This is a genomic window from Halovibrio salipaludis, from assembly GCF_002286965.1.
Lineage (GTDB): Bacteria > Pseudomonadota > Gammaproteobacteria > Pseudomonadales > Oleiphilaceae > Halospina > Halospina salipaludis.
The window spans coordinates 483,123-504,896 of the sequence record NZ_NSKD01000002.1 but is presented as its reverse complement, the minus strand read 5'-3'; the positions used below and the strand labels follow the sequence as shown (position 1 = coordinate 504,896).

18 protein-coding genes and 4 tRNA genes are annotated in these 21,774 nt (G+C 62.6%); 19 read left to right on the top strand and 3 right to left on the bottom strand.

The annotated features are described in order from the left end of the window. Window positions 1-7: 7 nt before the first annotated feature. The 10 genes from plsX (at window position 8) to miaE (ending at window position 11,211) form a co-directional block, all read left to right on the top strand. Window positions 8-1,012, top strand: coding sequence for a phosphate acyltransferase PlsX (plsX, locus tag CK501_RS07085; protein WP_233128857.1), 1,005 nt, complete (start codon window positions 8-10; stop codon window positions 1,010-1,012). Between the two features lie 19 nt (window positions 1,013-1,031). Then, complete coding sequence (gene fabD, locus CK501_RS07080) at window positions 1,032-1,973, top strand: ACP S-malonyltransferase (RefSeq protein ID WP_095617026.1); 942 nt, start codon at window positions 1,032-1,034, stop codon at window positions 1,971-1,973. A 22-nt stretch (window positions 1,974-1,995) separates the two neighbouring features. Further along, entirely contained in the window at window positions 1,996-2,739 is a 744-nt protein-coding gene (fabG, locus tag CK501_RS07075) for a 3-oxoacyl-ACP reductase FabG (protein ID WP_095617025.1), read from the top strand. 128 nt (window positions 2,740-2,867) lie between these two features. After that, window positions 2,868-3,104 carry an acyl carrier protein gene (gene acpP, locus CK501_RS07070; protein WP_077531530.1) on the top strand — a complete coding sequence of 79 codons (237 nt, stop codon included), beginning with the start codon at window positions 2,868-2,870 and terminating at the stop codon, window positions 3,102-3,104. Between the two features lie 92 nt (window positions 3,105-3,196). After that, window positions 3,197-4,015: an aminotransferase class IV gene (locus CK501_RS07065; RefSeq protein WP_095617024.1), complete on the top strand. Its 819-nt coding sequence runs from the start codon at window positions 3,197-3,199 to the stop codon at window positions 4,013-4,015. Next, a complete protein-coding gene (gene mltG / locus CK501_RS07060; protein WP_095617023.1) occupies window positions 4,015-5,070 on the top strand; it encodes an endolytic transglycosylase MltG in 1,056 nt (351 codons plus the stop codon). The genes CK501_RS07065 and mltG overlap by 1 nt, the downstream gene beginning before the upstream one ends. After that, window positions 5,070-5,717: a dTMP kinase gene (gene tmk, locus CK501_RS07055; protein ID WP_095617022.1), complete on the top strand. Its 648-nt coding sequence runs from the start codon at window positions 5,070-5,072 to the stop codon at window positions 5,715-5,717. The genes mltG and tmk overlap by 1 nt, the downstream gene beginning before the upstream one ends. A gap of 93 nt (window positions 5,718-5,810) precedes the next feature. Beyond that, entirely contained in the window at window positions 5,811-8,996 is a 3,186-nt protein-coding gene (gene putA, locus CK501_RS07050) for a bifunctional proline dehydrogenase/L-glutamate gamma-semialdehyde dehydrogenase PutA (protein ID WP_095617021.1), read from the top strand. Between the two features lie 37 nt (window positions 8,997-9,033). Beyond that, window positions 9,034-10,515 (top strand): sodium/proline symporter PutP, encoded by a 1,482-nt coding sequence (putP, locus tag CK501_RS07045; RefSeq protein ID WP_198949423.1) that lies wholly within the window; start codon window positions 9,034-9,036, stop codon window positions 10,513-10,515. An 81-nt stretch (window positions 10,516-10,596) separates the two neighbouring features. Next, the gene (miaE, locus tag CK501_RS07040; RefSeq protein ID WP_095617019.1) at window positions 10,597-11,211 is read left to right on the top strand and encodes a tRNA-(ms[2]io[6]A)-hydroxylase; all 615 of its coding nucleotides are present in this window, start codon (window positions 10,597-10,599) and stop codon (window positions 11,209-11,211) included. Here the strand turns inward: miaE and CK501_RS07035 are convergent, their stop codons facing one another. Beyond that, window positions 11,212-11,952, bottom strand: coding sequence for a UDP-2,3-diacylglucosamine diphosphatase (locus CK501_RS07035; protein ID WP_095617018.1), 741 nt, complete (start codon window positions 11,950-11,952; stop codon window positions 11,212-11,214). Continuing rightward, a complete protein-coding gene (locus CK501_RS07030; RefSeq protein ID WP_095617017.1) occupies window positions 11,949-12,458 on the bottom strand; it encodes a peptidylprolyl isomerase in 510 nt (169 codons plus the stop codon). Before CK501_RS07030 ends, CK501_RS07035 begins: the two co-directional genes overlap by 4 nt. 127 nt (window positions 12,459-12,585) lie before the next feature. Between CK501_RS07030 and CK501_RS07025 the strand changes: the two genes are divergently transcribed. The 3 genes from CK501_RS07025 (at window position 12,586) to CK501_RS07015 (ending at window position 17,984) form a co-directional block, all read left to right on the top strand. Further along, complete coding sequence (locus tag CK501_RS07025; RefSeq protein WP_095617016.1) at window positions 12,586-14,265, top strand: glutamine--tRNA ligase/YqeY domain fusion protein; 1,680 nt, start codon at window positions 12,586-12,588, stop codon at window positions 14,263-14,265. A gap of 30 nt (window positions 14,266-14,295) precedes the next feature. Next, window positions 14,296-15,672 carry a cysteine--tRNA ligase gene (cysS, locus tag CK501_RS07020; RefSeq protein WP_198949432.1) on the top strand — a complete coding sequence of 459 codons (1,377 nt, stop codon included), beginning with the start codon at window positions 14,296-14,298 and terminating at the stop codon, window positions 15,670-15,672. Window positions 15,673-15,803: 131 nt separating this feature from the next. Further along, a complete protein-coding gene (locus CK501_RS07015) occupies window positions 15,804-17,984 on the top strand; it encodes a malate synthase G (RefSeq protein ID WP_095617014.1) in 2,181 nt (726 codons plus the stop codon). 87 nt (window positions 17,985-18,071) lie between these two features. Here CK501_RS07015 and folD read toward each other — a convergent pair whose 3' ends face one another. Beyond that, window positions 18,072-18,923, bottom strand: coding sequence for a bifunctional methylenetetrahydrofolate dehydrogenase/methenyltetrahydrofolate cyclohydrolase FolD (gene folD / locus CK501_RS07010; RefSeq protein WP_095617013.1), 852 nt, complete (start codon window positions 18,921-18,923; stop codon window positions 18,072-18,074). Between the two features lie 139 nt (window positions 18,924-19,062). Between folD and CK501_RS07005 the strand changes: the two genes are divergently transcribed. The 6 genes from CK501_RS07005 (at window position 19,063) to clpP (ending at window position 21,711) form a co-directional block, all read left to right on the top strand. Continuing rightward, window positions 19,063-19,139: transfer RNA gene (locus CK501_RS07005), tRNA-Pro, on the top strand. Between the two features lie 44 nt (window positions 19,140-19,183). Further along, window positions 19,184-19,260: transfer RNA gene (locus CK501_RS07000), tRNA-Arg, on the top strand. 61 nt (window positions 19,261-19,321) lie between these two features. Next, a tRNA-His gene (locus tag CK501_RS06995) sits at window positions 19,322-19,397 on the top strand. Window positions 19,398-19,440: 43 nt separating this feature from the next. Next, window positions 19,441-19,525 (top strand) — tRNA-Leu (locus CK501_RS06990). 156 nt (window positions 19,526-19,681) lie between these two features. Beyond that, window positions 19,682-20,986, top strand: a complete 1,305-nt coding sequence (gene tig, locus CK501_RS06985) for a trigger factor (RefSeq protein WP_095617012.1) — start codon at window positions 19,682-19,684, stop codon at window positions 20,984-20,986. An 89-nt stretch (window positions 20,987-21,075) separates the two neighbouring features. Continuing rightward, the gene (clpP, locus tag CK501_RS06980; RefSeq protein ID WP_095617011.1) at window positions 21,076-21,711 is read left to right on the top strand and encodes an ATP-dependent Clp endopeptidase proteolytic subunit ClpP; all 636 of its coding nucleotides are present in this window, start codon (window positions 21,076-21,078) and stop codon (window positions 21,709-21,711) included. The last annotated feature ends 63 nt before the right edge of the window (window positions 21,712-21,774 follow it).

Sequence of the window (21,774 nt, the reverse complement as noted above, 5' to 3'; positions counted from 1 at the left end):
GTGACCGGTGGCGGCTGAGACCACCATCGCCGTTGACGCCATGAGTGGCGACCGCGGCTGTGAGCCGGTGGTCCGCGCCGCGGAAATCGCTGTTTCGAACAACAGGGCCTTGAGGGTCGTGCTGCTGGGCAGGCGTACGGCACTCGAGGCCTTTCTGTCTGCGGGCCACGACCGCATCGAGATCCAGGATGCCCCCGACGTGGTCACCATGGAGGAACGTCCCTCCCATGCCCTGCGCCACGGCCAGCAGTCCTCGATGGCACGTGCGCTTTCGCTGGTCCGCAGCGGCGGCGCCGATGCCTGCGTCAGTGCCGGCAACACCGGTGCCCTCATGGCCCTGGGCCGCAACACCCTCCAGACCTGGCCGGGCATTGAACGGCCCGCCATCATCAAACGCATCCCCTTCCATGACGGCCACTGTTATGTGCTGGATCTGGGCGCCAATGTGGACGCCAGCGCCGAGCATCTCGTGCAGTTCGCCCTGATGGGGCGCCTCATGGCGCAGGCCGTGGATGGTATTCAGGAGCCCCGCGTGGCCCTGCTCAACGTGGGGCAGGAGGCCGTCAAGGGCAATGAACAGGTGCGGCTGGCCGGCCACATGCTGCAGACGCGGGAGCAATCCGGGTACATTGGCTATATTGAAGGCAGCGACCTTTTCCGGGGCGTGGCCGATGTGGTGGTCTGTGACGGTTTTGTCGGCAACGTGGCACTGAAAACCGGAGAGGGCGTGGCGGAACTGATCGGTGATCTGATCCGGCGTGCTTTCGCGGACAGCTGGTATTCCCGCTTTGTCGCGGCACTGGCCGCACCGGTGTTACGCAGGATCAAGCGGCGCCTGGATCCCGCGCGGCATAATGGCGCGAGTTTCATCGGCCTGCGTGGCGTGGTGATCAAAAGCCACGGCAATGCGGACGTGACCGGACTGGTGGCGGCTATTGAACAGGCGGCCCGTGAGGTCGAGCATGAACTGCCGCGCAGGCTCGGAGACTTGCTGGAACAGGTTGAATTCTAGAGACGAACAGGAAGGACAGATGACGACAGCACTGGTGTTTCCCGGTCAGGGCTCCCAGTCCGTTGGAATGCTGGACGAAGCAGCTGCTGAGTGGCCGCTGGTCGGGCAGACCTTTGAGCAGGCCTCCGGCGTGCTGGGTTACGACCTGGCCGAACTCTGCCGGAAGGGCCCGGCGGAAGAGCTCAACCGTACCGATGTAACCCAGCCCGCCCTTCTTACCGCCAGTGTTGCGCTCTGGCGTGTGTGGCAGGATCTGGGCGGTCCGAAGCCGGATTATCTGGCGGGCCACAGTCTCGGGGAATATTCCGCGCTGGTGGCATCGGGCTGCCTGGATTTTGCCGAAGCCGTTGAGCTGGTGCGTATCCGCGGCGACGCCATGCGGCATGCCGTGCCGGAAGGCGCGGGGCGCATGGCCGCGATCCTGGGGCTGGATGACGAGGCTGTGATCAGTCTCTGCCAGGAGCATGTCGCCGAGGGCGTGGTTGAGGCGGTCAATTTCAATGCCCCGGGGCAGGTGGTCATCGCCGGCTCCACCGCAGCGGTGGACCGGGTGGTGGAACGCGCCCGGGAAGAGGGCGCGAAGAAGGTCATGCCCCTGGATGTGAGCGTGCCGTCCCACTGTGCCCTGATGCAGCCTGCGGCGGACCGCATGGCGGGAGCGCTGGCAGGGGTCAGTGTTCAGGACGCGGCCATTCCCGTGGTCCAGAACGTGACCGCGGGGGCGGTGACCGACGCGGCCGCCATCCGTGAGAATCTCTACTGGCAGCTGATTTCGCCGGTGCGGTGGACCGAATCCATACGCTACCTGGGTGAACAGGGTGTCAGTGTCATGGCCGAATGCGGGCCCGGCAAGGTACTTTCCGGGCTGGCACGGCGCATTGACCGCAGCATGGGGTGCCATCCCACGGAAACCCCCGAACAGATGACAAAGGCGCTGGAAGCGGTTCGCGAAGGCGCCTGACAGCGACGCTCAACGGGAGAAAATGATGCTGGAAGGACAGGTGGTTCTGGTAACCGGCGCGAGCCGTGGCATCGGCAGCGCGATTCTGGAACGCTTTGCCCGCGCCGGTGCCACGGTGATCGGAACAGCAACATCGGAATCCGGCGCTGCCGCCATCGCCGGCCGGATCAGTGAGCAGGGCTGGCAGGGTGACGGTGTGGTCATGAACGTGGGTGATGCGGCGAGTGTCACCGAGGGCATCAAGGCGATTGGCCAGAATTTCGGTGCACCAACAGTGCTGGTCAATAATGCCGGTGTGACCCGGGATGGTCTGGCCATGCGCATGAAGCCCGAGGACTGGGATGAGGTGATCAATACCAATCTCTCGGCGGTGTACCGCACCAGTCAGGCCGTGCTCAAGGGCATGATGAAAGCGCGTACCGGGCGCATCATCAACCTGAGTTCGGTGGTCGCCCGCATGGGGAACGCCGGGCAGATGAACTATGCCGCCAGCAAGGCGGGCATCGAGGGCATGACCCGTTCCCTGGCACGGGAAGTGGCAAGCCGTGGTATCACGGTCAATGCCATTGCGCCGGGGTTCATTGAAACGGACATGACGCGGGAGCTTGACGAAAGCCAGCGTGATGCCATGCTGTCAGCCATTCCGGCGGGTCGCCTCGGCGAGGCCGGGGAAGTGGCCGACCTGGCTGTGTTCCTCGCCTCCGAAGGGGCGGCCTATATCAATGGCGAAACGATTCATGTCAACGGTGGCATGTATATGAACTGAAGGAGGTCGTTCCCGCTGTTACAGGGCGGGGAGGGCTTCCAGTCAGCCCCTTCCGGGTTGGTTGTCCGGCCCGGGGGATTCAACTAAACTGGCACGCCAGCACTGCTGGACGCACAAATGAGGACATTATGAGTACAGTTGAAGAGCGCGTTAAGAAGATTGTCTGTGAACAGCTGGGGGTAAAGGAGTCCGAAGTACAGAGCACTTCCTCCTTTGTTGAGGATCTGGGTGCCGATTCCCTGGACACGGTTGAGCTGGTCATGGCGCTTGAGGAAGAGTTCGAGACCGAGATCCCGGACGAGGAAGCCGAAAAGCTGACCACGGTCAAGGACGCGGTGGACTACATCGAATCCCACAGCAGCTGAACGGACCAACGCGGTTCGATCGGTACCAAAGCCGCCCTGGTAAGGGGCGGCTTTTTTGATCGTGACTGGTTCAGGCAGCGGGAGCGGAGCTGATGCCCGAATGGATCTGGCCGGGGAGTGACCCGGTGGTTCCGTCTGATGATCGGGGGCTGGCCTATGGGCAGGGGGTTTTCGAGACCCTCAGGGTGACCCCGGCCGGTCCGGTCCTGCTGGAGGCGCACCGGGAGCGGCTTCTGGCCGGTTGCCGCGCGCTCGGGATCCCGTTTGATGCGGGCGCGCTGGATGCCTGGCAGCAGCAGGCCGCTGAACGCGGGCTGCTCGCGCCGCAGGCGCCGGCCGTGCTCAAGATCACGGTCACGGCGGGCTCGGGTGGCAGGGGGTATCGGCCACCCGAGCCCGTAACCCCCAGGGTGATCTCGGTGCTGGTGCCGGCTCCGCCGGTGCCGCGTGACGGCGCGCGGGTCCGTTTCTGCCAGCAGCCGCTGTCTGCCGTGGCAGCGGGCCGTGGTCACAAGAGCCTGGCACGACTGGAACAGGTGCTTGCCAGTGCGGAACTCTCGGACGATGAGTTCGAGGGGCTGATGGCGGTGGACGGTGGCTCCGGCTGGGTCGAGGGAACCCGTACCTGCCTGTTTTCCGTGGTCGATGGAACGCTGGTAACGCCGCCCCGGGACCAGCTTGCTGTCCTCGGAACTCTGCGGGAGTGGCTCGTGCGCAACGCGGATCACTTTGGGCTGGCGGTGCAGGAGCGGGCGCTGACGGAGGCCGACCTCCGGACCCACGGGCTGCTGCTGGGTAACAGTGTAATGGGCCTGGTTCCGGTCAGCGAGTGCGGTGACAGTCCCGTGCCGGTAAACGCCGGGGCCACGCGGTTGGTTGAGGATGTGAACAGGGAGCTTGGATTCGGGTGATGCGGTCAGTTAAGCGGATTCTTGGTTTCACGGTCCTTCTGGCCGCCGTAACGGCGATTGCAGGCTGGCTGTTCATCGAGCAGCATTTCCAGCGCATGGAAGAGCCGCTGGCTCTTGAGCAACCCGTGACCATGGAGATTGAACGCGGGACCACCCTGCAGGGGCTGGCGCGTGAGCTTGAGGCGCAGGGGCATCTCCCCAGTGCTTTCTGGCTGCTGGTGCGGGCACGCCTGGAGCCAGAACTGGCGCAGCTGCAGTCCGGTGTGTATCAGCTGGAAGACGGTATGTCTCCCCTGGGCTTTGTGCGCCGTGTGGTGGCAGGTGATGCCCAGACCTGGACCGTGCGCATACCGGAAGGCTGGACGTTTGAGCGGGTCCGCGCACGTCTGGCTGAGGCGGATCCTTTGCGTAATGAGCTGGAGGGAATGAGCGGCGAAGCGGTGATGGAGCATCTCGGGCAGCCAGGCATGCACCCGGAGGGCTGGTTCTTCCCTGCGGTGTATGAATACGGGCACGGCGCTTCGGACCTGGATGTGCTGGAAAGGGCGCATGACCGCATGCAGCGGACCCTCTCCCGGCTCTGGCGGGATCGCCGGGAAAACCTGCCTCTGGAACGCCCCTATGAAGCCCTGATCCTGGCCTCGATTGTCGAGCTTGAGACGCCGCTCAGCGAGGAGAAACCCCGGGTCGCCGGCGTCTTCACGCGGCGGCTGGAGCGGGGAATGCGCCTGCAGACCGATCCCACCGTGATCTATGGCATGGGCGATGGTTACCAGGGCCGTATCGGCCACGCCGATCTGAGGGAATACACGCCCTACAACACCTACCGGATCGATGGCCTGCCGCCCACCCCCATTGGGATGCCGGGAGAGGCGTCGCTGCGGGCGGTGGTGAATCCGGCGGAAGGCGAGGCCCTCTATTTTGTCGCCAAGGGCAATGGGTCCCATCATTTTTCCGCGACGCTTGAAGAGCATAATGAGGCCGTACGCCGGTATCAGCTCAATCGCGGGGAGGATTACCGGTCCTTTCCGGCACCGGAAGGCGGGACAGACTGATGACACGCGGGCTTTTCATTACGTTTGAGGGGACCGAGGGCGTGGGGAAATCCACCGCCATCCGCGGTGCCAGTGACTGGCTTACGCAACAGGGGGTGGCGCACCGTGTGACCCGTGAACCGGGCGGGACCCCCATGGCGGAGGAAATCCGTGAAGTGCTCCTGCGGTCCCGGGAGGAACCGGTCGATCCCACCTGCGAGCTGCTGCTGATGTTCTCGGCTCGGGCGCAGCACCTGGCACGGGTCATACGGCCGGCACTGGAGGCCGGGGAATGGGTGCTCTGTGACCGCTTTACGGATGCCACCTACGCCTACCAGGGGGGTGGGCGAGAGCTGGATTCAGCACCGGTGGCGCAGCTTGAATCCCTGGTCCAGGGGGAAACGCTGCGCCCTGATGCCGTACTCTGGCTCGATGCGCCAGTGGAAACGGGTATGGCCCGGGTTGCCGGGCGTGGTGGGGAGCCGGACCGTTTTGAGCACGAACGGGTCCGGTTCTTCGAGCGCGTGCGCCAGGTTTACGAGGCGCGCGCCGGCAATCCCGCCAACCGTTACCGGCGTATTGATGCAGAAGTGACTGCGGATGAGGTCGCGGACGCTGTTCGAAAGACGATGGAGGAACTCCACAGGGAGTGGACGTCCCTGCAATGATTGTTGTGCAGGGTTTCACAACCTCTGCTTTAATGAATGGATAGACCATGCGGGCAGAGGTATCACGCCCAGAGCTGCTGGAGGCCGAACGCTATGTTTGATGCCAGTCGGGTGCTTGACCCGTCGTTCCCCCACGATGATACCGATTTTCTCTGGCAGGGTATCGTTGACAACCATTACACCGATGAAACGGCCTACCTTGAGTCACTGCTGGCGCTGGCGGAGCCCGACGCGCGCGAGCGCCAGGCCATTGCGGACCGCGCCACGGGGCTGATCCGCAAGGTCCGGGAGCAGGATGATTCGGTCCATATGGTGGACGCGCTTCTGCAGGAATACAGCCTGGATACGGAAGAGGGCATCCTGCTGATGTGCCTGGCTGAGGCACTGATCCGGATTCCGGATGCGCATACCGCTGATGAGCTGATCCGCGACAAGATGGGTGATGCGGACTGGCGCAAGCACCTGGGGCGGAGCGAATCCGTCATGGTCAACGCCTCCACCTGGGGCATGCTGCTTACGGGCCGTGTGGTCAAGATGGACCCGGGGCTGGACGGCCATCCCAAATCCATCTGGCACAAGCTGGTGAACCGTGCCGGTGAGCCGGTGATCCGCAAGGCCATGTACCAGGCCATGGCAATCATGGGCCGCCAGTTTGTACTTGGCCGCGATATTGATGAAGCCCTGCAGGAAGGTCGCCAGTACAGGGATCAGGGCTACAGCTACTCCTTCGACATGCTGGGGGAAGCGGCCCTCAATGAATCCGATTCCTCGCGCTATTTCAATGATTACTGGACGGCGATTGAAGCGGTGGGCAATGACCGTTATCCCCGTGGTGAACGCCCGGTACCATCGGTCTCCATCAAGCTTTCCGCGCTTTACCCGCGCTATGAGCGTGCCCAGGAGGACAGGGCAAAGGCGGAACTGGTCCGGCGTCTGACCCGGCTGGTGACCTTTGCCCGGGAGAAACAGGTGCCCCTGACGGTCGACGCGGAGGAGATGGATCGCCTCGAGCTCTCACTGGAGATCTTCCGCAGCGTTTACGAGTCCGAAGCCGCGAAGGGCTGGGGGGAGCTGGGTCTCGCGGTGCAGGCCTACTCCAAGCCGGCACTGCCGGTGCTGTGCTGGATTGCCGCTCTGGCGCGCCGCCAGGGGGATCGTATCCCCGTTCGGCTGGTCAAGGGCGCCTACTGGGATACCGAGATCAAGCACGCCCAGATGATGGGTGTAGAGACCTATCCGGTCTACACGCGCAAGGAAGGCACGGATGTGTGCTACCTGGCCTGTGCCCGGTTCCTGCTCAGTGACTACGCCCAGGGCTATATCTTCCCGCAGTTCGCCAGCCACAACGCGCACACTGTGGCCTCGGTGCTGAACATGGCCGATGAGAACGGCGCGGAATACGAATTCCAGCGGCTTCACGGCATGGGCGATGCCCTCTATTCCGTGGTGATGGGTGAGGTTCCCAGGGTGCCGGTTCGGATCTACGCGCCGGTGGGTGCCCACAAGGACCTGCTGCCGTACCTGGTGCGGCGGCTGCTGGAGAATGGCGCCAATTCCTCCTTTGTTCACCGTCTGGTGGACGCCGAGACGCCGATTGAGGACCTCATCGGTCACCCCGCGGATGCACTGCGGGCACACAACAGCCTGCCGGATCTGCGGATTCCAAGGCCCCCGGAGATCTACGGCAGTGAACGGCGCAATTCCCGTGGCCACAACCTGGCGGTGCTGTCCCATCTCAGGCCCTTCCAGCAGGGTCTGGAGCGGTGGGCGGAACACCAGTGGAAGGCCACCCCGATTGTGAACGGTGAGCGTTGCGACTCGAACAGCAGGACCCGGGTGACCAACCCCCACAACCGTGACCGGGTGGCCGGCGAAATTGCCTGGAGCCGGCAGGACATTGTCGAGAATGCCCTGAGTACGGCTCACCAGGCCTTCGAGTCCTGGAACCGGACGCCGGCAGAGGAGCGGGCGAAGTACCTTGAGGCCTATGCGGATCTGCTGGAGGCCAATGAGCACGAGCTGATTGCCCTGTGCAGCCGTGAGGCGGGCAAATCCCTGCCGGACGGTATTGCCGAGGTACGCGAGGCCGTGGATTTCTGCCGCTACTACGCCATGCAGGCGCGCCGGCAGTTCGCCGAGCCCATGGAGATGCCAGGGCCGACCGGGGAATCCAACGAGTACTATCTGGAAGGCCGCGGGGTATTCCTGTGCATCAGTCCCTGGAACTTCCCGGTCGCCATCTTCACTGGCCAGATCATGGCAGCGCTGGCGGCGGGCAATACGGTGCTGGCCAAGCCGGCGGAACAGACCAGCCTGATCGGTGGCCGCTGCGCGGAACTGATGCTGCAGGCCGGCTTCCCGCCGGGCGTGATCCAGTACCTGCCCGGTGACGGTGCCGGCATCGGCGGCCAGGTGCTTTCCGATCAGCGCCTTGCGGGTGTCACCTTCACCGGCTCCACCGGCGTTGCCCATCACATCAGCCGGACACTGGCCGCCCGGGAAGGGCCGATCATTCCGCTGATTGCGGAAACCGGCGGCCAGAACGCCATGATCGTGGACAGCAGTGCGCTGCCGGAACAGGTGGTCAAGGATGTGATCATGTCCGCCTTCGGCAGTGCCGGCCAGCGCTGCTCGGCGCTCCGTGTACTGTACGTACAGGAGGATGTGGCCGACATCATCGAGGAAACGCTTGCCGGTGCCATGCGGGACCTGCGCCTGGGGGATCCCATCCGGGTTGAAACGGATGTCGGGCCGGTGATCGACCAGGAGGCCTATGATGATCTCATGAAGCATGTGGCCGAACTGCGTGAGCGTAACCGCCTGGTCGGTGAGGCTCCGCTGCCCGACAATGCGGAGAAGGGCTACTTCGTGCCCCCAGTGGCCTATGAGATCAACGGCATGAAGGACCTGGACCGTGAATTCTTCGGGCCCATCCTGCACGTGGTCCGCTACGAGGCGCGCGAGCTGGATTCCGTGATCGACGAGATCAACGGGGCGGGCTATGGCCTGACTCTGGGCATTCACAGCCGCAGTGAGTCCTCTGCCGCCTATATTGAGCGGCGGGTCAAAGTCGGCAATACCTATATCAACCGCAACCAGGTTGGTGCTGTGGTCGGCGTCCAGCCCTTTGGTGGACGTGGACTCTCCGGGACCGGCCCCAAGGCCGGTGGCCCCAACTACCTGCCACGTTTCGCCACGGAGCGCGTCAGGACCAACAACACCACGGCGGCGGGTGGCAATGCGACCCTCCTGTCTCTGGGTGTAGAGGAAATCGGATGAAAAACAACAAACGGGCACTTCCCTATGGAGCCGGATCATGATTGAAAACACAGTTGCGGTCACCTGGACCTTTATTCTCTACCTTGCGGTCATGCTGGCGCTGGGCGTCATTGCGTACATGAGGACCCAGAACCTGTCGGACTACATCCTGGGCGGACGGAACCTGGGGCCGATTCCCTCGGCCCTGAGTGCCGGTGCCTCGGACATGAGCGGCTGGCTGCTGCTGGGGCTGCCAGGGGCGGCCTTTGCCAATGGTGTCGGCGCGAGCTGGATCGCCATCGGGCTGCTGGTGGGCACCTATCTTAACTGGCTGTTTGTGGCCAGGCGGCTGCGGAACTATTCGCAGGCGGCCAAGGACTCACTCACGATCCCGTCCTTCCTGGAGAACCGTTTCCGGGATGACACACGGGCGCTGCGTGTTATCGCCGCCTTCTTCATTCTGCTGTTCTTCCTGTTCTATACCAGTTCAGGGCTGGTTGCCGGCGGCAAGCTCTTCGAGACCGTCTTCGGTCTGGAATACCAGTGGGCGGTGATTGTGGGCACACTCGCGGTGGTGTCCTACACGCTGTTCGGTGGTTTCCTGGCGGTGTCCTGGACGGATGTGGTCCAGGGGCTGCTCATGCTGGCGGCTCTTATGCTGGTGCCGGTTCTGGCGATCAACAGTGGTGAGGTTGGCGGCTGGTCCGGTATGGAAGCGTCTCTGCTTGAGAAAGGGCAGGGCACCCTGTCGCTGTTCTCGGACGCCAATGGTGAATCCCTGGGAGTGATCGCGATCATCTCGTCGCTGGCCTGGGGTCTGGGCTATTTCGGGCAGCCCCATGTGCTTGCCCGTTTCAAGGCCATCAGCGATGAGTCGCTCGTACCCTATGCCCGGCGTGTCGCCGTCTCCTGGACGGCCATCACGCTGATCGGCTCCGTGTTCGTGGGGCTGGCAGCCGTGGGTTATTTCGGGCCCGAGGGCCTGGAAGACCGCGAGACAGCCTTCATGATGCTGGTGGACGCACTCTTCCATCCGGTGATCGCGGGCATTCTGCTGGCTGCCATCCTTGCGGCCATCATGAGCACGGCCGACTCGCAGCTGCTGGTGTCATCGTCCGCGCTGGCCGAGGACTTCTACAAGGGGTTCTTCCGCCCCAATGCGGATGCCGCGGAGCTGGTCCGCATCGGCCGGGTTGCCGTGATTGTGATCGCGGTGATCGCCGGTGTGGTCGCGCTGGATGACGACAGCATGGTGCTGGATCTGGTCTCCTATGCATGGGCCGGCTTCGGTGCCGCTTTCGGCCCGGTGATCCTGCTGTCACTGTACTGGTCCAGGATGAACAAGGTTGGCGCACTCGCGGGTGTGGTTGTCGGCGGCCTGACCGTGGTGGTCTGGAAGCAGCTCTCCGGCGGTCTGTTCGACATGTACGAGATCGTTCCCGGGTTCCTGTTCGCCGCCATTGCCGTCGTTATCGGTTCCATGGCCACCGGCGAGCCGGAGAAGGAGATAGCTGACGAGTTCGCCAAGGTCAACGGCTGACTCCATGGGCTGCCCTCAGGGGCGGCCTTGCACCCCGGATCAGCCCGGGTCTATGCTTGCGCTTTTTGACGGAGCGCTGGCATGGCCCGGGTTGATCTTTCCCCCATTCATGACTTTCTTCCCTGCGCAACACCACAGGCCTGGATCGACGCCGCACTGGCGAACCAGGAGCTGCTGCTCATTGATCATGCCCACTGCGAGAAAAAGGCTGCCTCAACGGCATTGGGCCTGATGTATCGCTATATGGAGGATCCGGATCTGCTGCATCGGATGTCCCGGCTCGCGCGCGAGGAGCTGCGGCACTTCGAGCAGGTGCTGTCGATCCTGCAGAAACGCGGCATCCAGTATCGGCACCTCACTCCGGCCCGCTACGCCCAGGGGCTGCACCAGCATGCCCGCAAGGAGGAGCCGGGGCGGCTCGTGGATACCCTGATCATCGGCGGCATCATCGAGGCCCGTTCCTGTGAGCGGTTTGCGGTGGTGGCACCGCTTCTCGACGCGGAACTGGCGGAGTTCTACGACTCTCTGCTGAAGTCCGAGGCCCGCCACTATCAGGATTACCTCAGGCTGGCGGAGAAAGCGGCGGGTGACGAAGTGAAAGAACGGGTGGAGACGCTGCTGGCGGTGGAGGCGGAGCTGATCCAGTCACCGGACGACAGCTTCCGCTTCCACAGTGGTGTGCCGGACTGGCTGTGATCAGCCAGTCAGCTCCGCGAAGGGCACGCTGAGCAGTTCGGGCGTGGCCCCTTCCCGGGCTTCGATGTACCAGGCCTTTTCGTGCCAGTCGCCGGTCACATAACGCCTGGCGGTAGCGCCATTGGCTTCCAGCTCATGCACTGCCGGCCTGTGGGTATGGCCGTGAATGAGCTGCTGCACCCCGTGGCGTTCCATGTCCGCCACCACCTCTTCCGGGGTGACATCCATGATGGTCTGTTCCTTGCCCTGGTTCTTCGCCTGGCTGATTTCGCGCATCTGGCGGGCCACGGTCTGGCGGTCCGCCAGGGGGCGCTGGAGGAATGCCTTCTGCCACTGCGGGTTGCGCATGGTTGCCCGGAACTTCTGGTATTCCTCGTCCGCGGTACAGAGGCTGTCGCCATGCATCAGCAGGGTGGGTTCACCATGGAGGTCGATGACTGTGGGATCATCCAGCAGTGTGGCGCCCACCCGATCACAGAAGTCCTGACCGATGAGGAAATCCCGGTTGCCGTGCATCAGGTACAGGGCGGTGCCGGTGGCCGTCACCGCCTGCAGTGCCTCGGCAACCGTTTCCTGCAGGGGCGTGTGTTCGTCATCCCCGATCCAGGCCTCGAAGAAGTCCCCGAGAATGTAGAGCGCGTCAATGTTGTGGGCGTAGGCCGGGAGGAATCCCAGGAAAGCGTCGGTAATGTCCGGGCGGCTTTCCTCCAGGTGCAGGTCGGCAATGAAACGCGTGGTCATGCGTCCGCTCCCTCATTGGTGCGATAGGCCCGGTGGATGATGACATCCTCCACCGGCACATCGCGGTGCCCGGCGCGGCCTGTGGTGGGTTTCTCACGGATCCGGTCGACCACGTCCATGCCTTCCACCACCTTACCGAAGACGCAGTAGCCCCAGCCGTCCTGGGTCTTGGCGGTGTGATCCAGGAAGCCGTTATCGTTGACATTGATGAAGAACTGGGAAGAGGCGGTATGCGGACTCATGGTGCGCGCCATGGCGATGGTGCCGCGCCGGTTGCTGAGGCCATTGTCCGCCTCGTTGGGAATCGGCTCACCGGGTTTGCGGGGCTCCATGTCCGGGCCGAAGCCGCCGGTCTGGATCATGAAGTTGCTGATGACCCTGTGGAAAATAAGGCCGTCGTAGAAACCGGAATCGATGTAGGCGAGAAAATTCCTGGTGGTAACGGGGGCGTTCTCCGCGTCGGTGGCCAGCAGGATGCGGCCTTCGCTGGTTTCCAGAACGACCATGAGATTATATCCTTTCGCGTCCAAATGGGCCGTATTGTAAGGCATCGTCTTCCGCCATGCATGAGATCGTGGCGGTGAGCAGGTACAATGGCGGCTTTCAAATCAACCCGGTGGTGTCACAGCATCCATGAGTTCCGAATCAGCTCCGGCCAGCAACTTCATCCGAACCCTCATCCAGGACGACCTTGCCGAAGGCCGTCATGACCACGTCGTCACCCGGTTCCCACCGGAGCCCAATGGCTACCTGCATATCGGCCACGCCAAGTCGATCGTAGTCAACTTCGGCATGGCCGAGCAGTTCGGCGGCGACTGTACCCTGCGTTTTGACGACACCAACCCGGAGAAGGAGAGCCAGGAGTACATCGAGGCGATCAAACGGGACGTGACATGGCTGGGTTATGAGTGGAAAGGGCCGGTGCGCTACGCCTCGGACTATTTCGAGCGCCTCTATGAATACGCCGAGGAGCTGATCCGCGGCGGCCATGCCTATGTCTGCAGCCTGGATCCGGAAACCGCCGCGCAGTACCGGGGGACATTGACCCAGGCCGGCACGGACAGCCCCTATCGGGACCGCTCCGTCGAGGAGAACCTGGACCTCTTCCGGAGCATGCGGGCCGGGGAATTCGCCGAAGGTGAGCATGTGCTGCGGGCGAAGATCGACATGGCGTCCCCGAACATGAACATGCGCGATCCGATCCTGTATCGCATCCGGTACCTGACGCACCACCAGACCGGGGACAAGTGGTGCATCTACCCGATGTATGACTTCACGCATCCGCTTTCCGATGCGGAAGAGGGTGTGACCCATTCGCTGTGCACCCTGGAATTCGAGGACCACAGGCCGCTGTATGACTGGGTTCTGGAACACGTGACCCCGCCGTGCCGCCCGCGCCAGACCGAGTTCGCACGCCTGAACGTCAACTATACCATCACCAGCAAGCGCAAGCTGATGCGGCTGGTGGACGAGGGCCATGTGGATGCCTGGAATGACCCGCGCATGCCGACCCTCTCGGGTATGCGCCGGCGCGGCTTCACCCCGACCTCCATCCGCCAGTTCTGCGATATGGTGGGCGTGAACAAGACCGGCGGCACCGTGGACCTGGGCATGCTCGAGCACGCTATCCGGGATGACCTGAACCGCAACGCGCCCCGCGCCATGTGTGTCCTGCGGCCCGTCAAACTGATCCTGACCAATTATCCGGAAGGGCAGTCCGAGACCCTGACCACGGCGGTACATCCCCAGGACGAATCCATGGGAACCCGCGAGGTGACCTGGACGCGCGAGATGTACATCGACGCGGAGGACTTCGTGGAGGTGCCGCCCAACAAGAAGTGGAAGCGGCTCTCAAAGGGCAACGCCGTCCGCCTGCGTGGCGGCTATGTGATCACCTGCAATGATTTTGTGGCCGATGACGAAGGCAATGTGACCGAGATCCATGCCGAGTACGATCCGGCCACCCTGGGTGTGAACCCGGAGGGCTACAAGCCCAAGGGAGTCATTCATTGGGTTTCGGCGGAAACAGCCGTGGACCTGGAACTGCGCCTGTACGATCGTCTTTTTGGCGTGGAGAATCCGGGCACCGACAAGGAGCGGGATTTTGTCGAGGATCTCAACCCGGACAACCTGGTGGTTCTGACCGGCTGCAAGGGCGAGGCGAACCTCGCCTCGCCGCGCACGGACATTCCCTACCAGTTCGAGCGCGAGGGTTATTTCTTCTACGATCCCGAGGCCAGCAGCGAGGACCGAATCGTGATGAACCGCACCGTCACACTGCGTGACTCCTGGGCCAAGATCAGCGGCCAGTAAATCGAGACCGGAAAGGATGGAGACCACGTGATCCAGCTCTACAGTACGCTCAGCCGTCGCAAGGAAACCTTCCAGCCCATCGCGGAGGGAAAGGTCGGCATCTACGTCTGCGGAATGACGGTGTACGATTACTGTCATCTTGGCCACGCGCGGGTGCTGGTGGCGTTCGACGTGGTAACGCGCTACCTGCGCCACCGCGGTTACGACGTGCACTACGTGCGCAACATCACCGACATTGACGACAAGATCCTGGATCGCGCGCGGGAGAACGGTGAGGACTTCCGGGCACTGACCGACCGTATGATTGCCGCCATGCACGAGGACGAGGGAGCCCTCGGCGTGCTGCGCCCTACCGAGGAGCCCAGGGCCACCGAGACCATTGATGAGATGGTGGCCATGATCGAGACCCTGGTTGAGAAGGGCCACGCCTACCAGGGCGACAACGGCGATGTGTATTTCGCCGTGTCCAGTTTCGACGGCTACGGCAAGCTCAGCCGCAAGAAGCTTGAGGACCTGGTGGCCGGCGCCCGGGTGGACGTGGTCGAGGCCAAGGCCAGCCCGGCGGATTTCGTCCTGTGGAAGGCCGCCAAACCCGGTGAGGTCAGCTGGCCCTCGCCCTGGGGTGAGGGGCGCCCTGGCTGGCACATCGAGTGCTCGGCCATGTCCCGCTCACACCTGGGGCGGACCTTCGACATCCACGGCGGCGGCCCGGACCTCATGTTCCCGCACCACGAGAACGAGATCGCCCAGTCCGAGTGCGCCCATGAGCAGCCATTCGTGAACTACTGGATGCACGCCGGGGCCGTGCGGGTGAACCACGAAAAGATGTCAAAATCCCTGGGTAACTTCTTCACCATCCGGGATATTCTCCAGGAACACGATCCGGAAGTGGTGCGCTACTTCCTGATCGCCAGCCACTACCGCAGCCAGATCGACTACACCCCGGACAGCCTGGCGGAAGCCAAGGGCGCACTGATGAAGTTCTACCAGGCTCTGGATGGCATCGAGCCCGAGACGGATCCGGCGGAGACGGAGTACGACAGCCGCTTCATGGAAGCCATGGACGATGACTTCAATACCGTTGAGGCCACAGCCGAGCTGCATGCCCTGACGGGCGAACTGAACCGGGCGCGGCGCAACGGGGATGAAGCGGAAGCGGCCCGGCTGGCCGGGGTTCTGAAACGGCTTGGCGCCGTGCTTGGCGTGCTGGAGCGGGCGCCCTCCGACTTTCTCCAGGGCGGCACCGGGGATCTCACACCAGAGCGCATCGAGGAACTGATTGAAGCGCGTTCCCGGGCCAAGAAAGCGAAGGACTTTGCCGAGGCCGACCGCATCCGGGATGAGCTTCTCGAACAGGGGATCGTCCTTGAGGACAGCCGCGAAGGCACGACCTGGCGCCGGGAGTAGGGCGCCTGTCCTTTTGCGGTGGGTTTGGCTTAGAATACGCACACCCAGAATACGTGGTCGCCGGGCCTGCGCTTTCCGGTCCGGTTGTTCCGCATAAAAACGTCTTAAAAACAGCAATCTGAGGCACAAAGATGACAGAACGCGTGAATGCAGGCGGCCTGCAGGTCGCCCGAATCCTGTACGACTTTGTCAACAACGAAGCCCTGCCGGGAACCGGTGTGGACGCCGACCAGTTCTGGAACGAGTTCGGCCGCATCGTGGCGGACATGGCGCCGCGCAACCGTGAACTGCTCAAGGTCCGCGATGAACTGCAGGAGAAGCTGGACGACTGGTACCGCGAGCACCAGGGCCAGTCCATCGACCTGAACGAGTACAAGACCTTCCTCAAGGACATCGGCTACCTCAAGCCGGAAGGCGAAGACTTCACCGCAACCACGGAGAATGTGGATAAAGAGATCGCCCAGGTGGCTGGTCCTCAGCTGGTGGTACCGATCTCCAACGCACGCTTCGCGCTGAACGCCGCCAATGCGCGCTGGGGCAGTCTCTACGACGCCCTCTACGGTTCCGACATCATCTCCGAGGAAGGTGGCGCCACCAAGGGCCCGGGTTACAACCCGGTGCGTGGCGAGAAGGTTATCGCCTACGCCCGCGCCATGCTTGATGAGTCCGCACCGCTGGCCAGCGGCAGCCATGCGGACGCCACAGGCTACCGGATTGATGGTGGGCAGCTGAAAGTGAGCCTGAACAGTGGCAGCGAGGCCGGCCTGAAGGATCCGGCCCAGTTCGTGGGCTACAAGGGCTCTGAAGGCGAGCCGGAAGGCATCCTGCTGGTGCGCAACGGCGTGCACTTCGAGATCCAGGTTGACGCCAGCCACCCGATTGGCAAGGACGACGCGGCGCACGTCAAGGACGTGCTCATGGAATCCGCGCTGACCACGATCATGGACTGCGAGGACTCCGTAGCAGCCGTGGACGCTGAGGACAAGACCGGCGTCTACCGCAACTGGCTTGGCCTGATGCAGGGCAACCTGGAGGAGAGCTTCGAGAAGGGCGGCAAGACCGTCACCCGGAGCATGGCCGGCGACCGTGAGTACCTGGATGCCAGTGGCAAGCCCATGAGCCTGCACGGCCGCAGCCTGATGCTGGTGCGTAATGTCGGCCACCTGATGACCAACGATGCCATCCTGGATGTGGACGGCAACGAGGTGCCGGAAGGCATCATGGACGGCGTGATCACCTCCCTGATCGCCATCCATGACATCAAGGGCAACACCCGTCTGGGCAACAGCCGGACCGGCAGTGTCTACATCGTGAAGCCCAAGATGCACGGCCCGGATGAGGTCGCCTTCACCAACGAGCTCTTCGGCCGGGTCGAGGATGCGCTGGGCATGAAGCGTAATACCCTCAAGGTGGGCGTGATGGACGAGGAGCGCCGCACCACGGTCAATCTCAAGGAGTGCATCCGCCAGGCGAAGGACCGGATCATCTTCATCAATACCGGCTTCCTGGACCGCACCGGCGACGAGATCCACACCAGCATGGAAGCCGGGCCGGTGCTCCGTAAGGGCGAGATGAAGCAGGCGCCCTGGATGACCAGCTACGAGGACTGGAACGTGGACATCGGCCTCGAAACCGGCCTCAAGGGCCGCGCCCAGATCGGCAAGGGCATGTGGCCCATGCCGGACAAGCTGGCCGCGATGATGGACGCCAAGATCAGCCACCCGAAGGCGGGCGCCAACACGGCCTGGGTACCGTCACCGACGGCAGCGACCCTGCACGCCATTCACTACCACCAGGTGAACGTGATGGATGTTCAGGGAGAGCTGAGCAAGCGTGAGCGCGCCAGGCTGGACAACATCCTGACCGTGCCGCTGATGAAGGATCCGTCCTCGCTGAGCCAGGAAGAGATCAAGCAGGAGCTGGACAATAACGCCCAGGGTATCCTCGGCTATGTGGTGCGCTGGATCGAGGAAGGTGTGGGTTGCTCCAAGGTGCCGGACATCAATGATGTCGGCCTGATGGAGGACCGCGCCACGCTGCGGATCGCGTCCCAGCTGCTGTGCAACTGGCTGTATCACGGCATCTGCACGGAAGAGCAGGTGATGGAGACGCTCAAGCGCATGGCGAAGGTTGTGGACCGCCAGAACGAAGGCGACCCGAACTACATCCCGATGGCGGATGATTTCGAGGGCAACGTGGCTTTCCAGGCGGCCTGTGACCTGATCTTCAAGGGCCGTGAGCAGCCCAGCGGTTACACCGAGCCTCTGCTGCACGCATATCGCCGCAAGGCAAAAGCCAAATACGGTCAGTGATACAAGCGTTGAACTGACTGGCATAAGACCCCGCTTCGGCGGGGTTTTTTGTGGGCGGCAGGAAGGCGGCGGGCGCTGTCTGGGGGATCAGCCGTGGCGCTCCGCGGCCTCCAGGGTGTTCTGCAGCAGCATGGCGATGGTCATGGGGCCCACGCCGCCGGGCACCGGGGTGATCCAGGCAGCGCGCTCGGCAGCCGGGGCAAATTCCACGTCACCGATCAGCTTGCCTACCTCGTTGCGGTTGATGCCCACGTCGATGACCGTCGCACCTTTCTTGACCCACTCGCCGTGAACCAGGCCCGGTTTACCGGCGGCGGCAATGAGCAGGTCCGCATCGGCCACGAAGCGGGGCAGGTCACCGGTGAATCGGTGCGCTACGGTAACGGTGGCGCCCTTGAGCAGCAGTTCCATGGAAAGAGGGCGGCCGACGATGTTGGAGGCACCCACGATGACCGCGTGCTGGCCCTTGTAGGGCGTGCCGATATGGTCAAGCAGGTGGATGATGCCGGCCGGTGTGCAGGGGCGCAGTTCCGGATGGCGCTGGGTCAGGCGGCCCAGGTTGTAGGGATGGAAGCCATCCACATCCTTGTCCGGGCGGATCCGCAGCAGGATCTCGTCCGGGTTCATGTGTTCGGGCAGCGGCAGCTGGACGAGGATGCCGTCGATGTTCGGATCCTCGTTCATCCGGTCCACCAGCTGGTTCAGTTCGTCCTGGGTGGTTTCCGCCGGCAGATGGTGATCTTCGGTATGCAGGCCGGCGGCGTCACAGGCTTCGCGTTTGCGCTTCACATAGAGGTTGGACGCGGGATCGCTGCCCACCAGCACAACACCCAGACCCGGCGGCCGGAGGCCCTGGCTGATCCGCTGGCTTACTTTTTCCGCAACGGAGTGGCGGAGATCCAGGGCGATGGCCTTGCCGTCAATGATCTGCGCTGTCATGTAAGGGCCTTGTGACGGTGGTTCGGGAAAAGCGGCATTGTCGCAGTTTTACGCTCAGCCGCCAATCATGTTGACGCTGTTCACAGCCCCCGGTATGATTCGCTCCAACTTCGCTGAGAGCCGGCGTGGGTGAGTTTTTCGGGGTATAGCGCAGTCTGGTAGCGCGCCTGCTTTGGGAGCAGGATGTCGGGAGTTCAAATCTCTCTACCCCGACCAAACATTGCACTCACTGGTGCAGGCCGTTTTGGGCGGATGAATGTGCGCCCGTAGCTCAGCTGGATAGAGCAACGGCCTTCTAAGCCGTAGGTCGCAGGTTCAAGTCCTGCCGGGCGCGCCAACCTCTGGTAGACGGCGTTTGGTGAAGTCTTTCAGGTACGGTAGAATGCCGGCCTTCTGTGGTGGACGTAGCTCAGTTGGTAGAGCTCAGGATTGTGACTCCTGCGGTCGAGGGTTCGATCCCCTTCGTCCACCCCATTTTTCTATTTCCGGCCATCAGGGCTGACCTCTTTTTTTATGGGCGAAAGTGGCGGAACTGGTAGACGCGCTGGATTTAGGTTCCAGTGGGGCAACCCGTGAGAGTTCGAGTCTCTCCTTTCGCACCACTTCTATCCCTTTCCCGGATCTTTCCCTATCGGAGTGCGCGGTCAGAACGTGATAGAATCAGCGCCCCGAAAGCTGCGGCCTTGCCAAGTCGCGTTCACATTTCTATGATCCCCGGCTTTACATTGAATCGGAACGGCAATAACTGAGGATATTCCATGCAAGTCTCCCTTGAATCGACGTCCAACATTGAGCGTCGCATGACGATTGGCGTGCCCGCGGAGGAAGTTGAGCAGCAGGTCGATGAACGCCTGCGCGAAGCCGCGAAACAGGTTCGTCTCAACGGTTTCCGTCCGGGCAAGGTCCCCATGAAGGTCGTGCGCAAGCGCTTTGGCCAGGGCGTACGCCAGGAAGTTCTCGGCGAAGTGATGCGTAATGCCTGGATGGAGGCGATCCAGGAGCAGGACGTACAGCCGGCGAGCCAGCCGCGGTTTGAGCCCCAGACCGTGGAGGAAGGCAAGGACTTTGAATTTGTTGCCGTTTTCGAGGTCATGCCCGAGATCCAGGTGGGCGACCTGAGCCAGATCAGTGTTGAGAAGCCCTGGTCCGAAGTACAGGACAAGGACATCAACAAGATGATCGACAACCTGCGCCGCCAGCAGGCGACCTATAAAGAGGTCAAGCGCAAGGCCAAGAAGAAGGACGTCATGACCATCGACTTCACCGGCACCATCGACGGTGAGGAATTCGAGGGCGGCAGCGGCGAAGACCAGCAGCTGACTCTCGGGGACGGCCAGATGATCGCCGGTTTTGAGGACCAGCTGGTGGGCGCCAAGACCGGTGAGGAGCATACCCTTGATGTGACCTTCCCGGAGGATTACCAGAACGAGGAACTGGCGGGTAAGCAGGCGCAGTTCCAGGTGACGGTCAAGAAGGTTGAGGAACCGCAGCTGCCGGCCCTCGAGAAGGAATTCTTCGAGCAGTTCGGCGTTGAAGCCGAGACCGAGGAGGAGTTCCGCGAGGAAGTGCGCAAGAACATGGAGCGCGAGCTCAAGAACGGCATCCAGAACCGCATCAAGCAGCAGGTCATTGACGGCCTTCTCGAGGTTACAGAGCTGGAAGTACCCCAGGGCATGGTCGATCAGGAGATCGAGCGCATGAAGCAGGAGGCGGTACAGCAGTTCGGTGGCCAGATGGATCCGTCACAGCTGCCTTCCGATCTGTTCCAGGATCAGGCCCAGCGCCGTATCAAGACCGGCCTGCTGTTCCAGCAGCTGGTGCAGGACGCGAATCTTGAGGTGGACAGCGAGCGGGTTGATGAGAAGATCCGCGAGATCGCCTCCACCTATCAGGATCCGGATGAAGTGGTCGAGTACTACAACAACAATCCGGAAGAAAAGCAGCAGATTGAATCCTCGGTGCTTGAGGATCAGGTTGTGGATCACGTCCTTGAAAATGCCAAGGTCAAGCAGAAGAAATACAAGTATGAGGATGCTGTGAAGCCGCCCCAGCAGGGTGCGTGAGGCTCCGGGGGTGAAAACCCGGCCAGCTCGTCTACAATTGGGGTTCTGAAACCCGCCATACAGGCAACAACCGGGAGACGACAATACCCATGACACAGCAGATATCCGACGGCGCGAGCGACGTCACCAACTCCGGTCTGATCCCGATGGTGATCGAGCAGACCGCCCGGGGTGAACGGTCCTTCGACATCTTCTCCCGGCTGCTCAAGGAGCGCGTGATCTTTCTGGTAGGGCCGGTGGATGACCATACGGCCAACCTGATTGTTGCGCAGCTGCTGTTCCTGGAGTCCGAGAATCCGGACAAGGACATCCATTTCTACATCAACTCGCCGGGTGGGGCAGTGACTGCCGGCATGGCGATCTATGACACCATGCAGTTCATCAAGTCCGATGTCTCCACGCTCTGCGTGGGCCAGGCGGCGTCCATGGGCGCTCTGCTGCTGGCAGCGGGCGCGCAGGGCAAGCGCTACTGCCTGCCCAATTCGAAGGTCATGATCCACCAGCCGCTGGGCGGTTTCCAGGGTCAGGCCTCGGACATTGAGATCCACACCCGCGAGATCCTGAAGACCAAGGAGCGTCTGAACAGCATCCTGGCGGAGCACACCGGCCAGAGCTATGAACAGATCGCCCAGGACACGGACCGGGACAACTTCATGGACGCTGCGGAGTCAGCGGAGTATGGCCTCGTTGATGCCGTACTTGATAAACGCTCGGGGAATACCTAATACTGGTATCAATCCCGATTTCTGTCGCTCGACCGTGGCACACGGTCAACGCAAGGCGGCCGG

What these genes read in the sequence shown, in the direction of transcription:
- fabD (WP_095617026.1), top strand. Translation starts at nt 1,032, where the DNA reads ATGACGACAGCACTGGTGTTTCCCGGTCAGGGCTCCCAGTCCGTTGGA.
- fabG (WP_095617025.1), top strand. Translation starts at nt 1,996, where the DNA reads ATGATGCTGGAAGGACAGGTGGTTCTGGTAACCGGCGCGAGCCGTGGC.
- acpP (WP_077531530.1), top strand. Translation starts at nt 2,868, where the DNA reads ATGAGTACAGTTGAAGAGCGCGTTAAGAAGATTGTCTGTGAACAGCTG.
- CK501_RS07065 (WP_095617024.1), top strand. Translation starts at nt 3,197, where the DNA reads ATGCCCGAATGGATCTGGCCGGGGAGTGACCCGGTGGTTCCGTCTGAT.
- mltG (WP_095617023.1), top strand. Translation starts at nt 4,015, where the DNA reads ATGCGGTCAGTTAAGCGGATTCTTGGTTTCACGGTCCTTCTGGCCGCC.
- tmk (WP_095617022.1), top strand. Translation starts at nt 5,070, where the DNA reads ATGACACGCGGGCTTTTCATTACGTTTGAGGGGACCGAGGGCGTGGGG.
- putA (WP_095617021.1), top strand. Translation starts at nt 5,811, where the DNA reads ATGTTTGATGCCAGTCGGGTGCTTGACCCGTCGTTCCCCCACGATGAT.
- putP (WP_198949423.1), top strand. Translation starts at nt 9,034, where the DNA reads ATGATTGAAAACACAGTTGCGGTCACCTGGACCTTTATTCTCTACCTT.
- miaE (WP_095617019.1), top strand. Translation starts at nt 10,597, where the DNA reads ATGGCCCGGGTTGATCTTTCCCCCATTCATGACTTTCTTCCCTGCGCA.
- CK501_RS07035 (WP_095617018.1), bottom strand. Translation starts at nt 11,952, where the DNA reads ATGACCACGCGTTTCATTGCCGACCTGCACCTGGAGGAAAGCCGCCCG.
- CK501_RS07030 (WP_095617017.1), bottom strand. Translation starts at nt 12,458, where the DNA reads ATGGTCGTTCTGGAAACCAGCGAAGGCCGCATCCTGCTGGCCACCGAC.
- CK501_RS07025 (WP_095617016.1), top strand. Translation starts at nt 12,586, where the DNA reads ATGAGTTCCGAATCAGCTCCGGCCAGCAACTTCATCCGAACCCTCATC.
- CK501_RS07015 (WP_095617014.1), top strand. Translation starts at nt 15,804, where the DNA reads ATGACAGAACGCGTGAATGCAGGCGGCCTGCAGGTCGCCCGAATCCTG.
- folD (WP_095617013.1), bottom strand. Translation starts at nt 18,923, where the DNA reads ATGACAGCGCAGATCATTGACGGCAAGGCCATCGCCCTGGATCTCCGC.
- tig (WP_095617012.1), top strand. Translation starts at nt 19,682, where the DNA reads ATGCAAGTCTCCCTTGAATCGACGTCCAACATTGAGCGTCGCATGACG.
- clpP (WP_095617011.1), top strand. Translation starts at nt 21,076, where the DNA reads ATGACACAGCAGATATCCGACGGCGCGAGCGACGTCACCAACTCCGGT.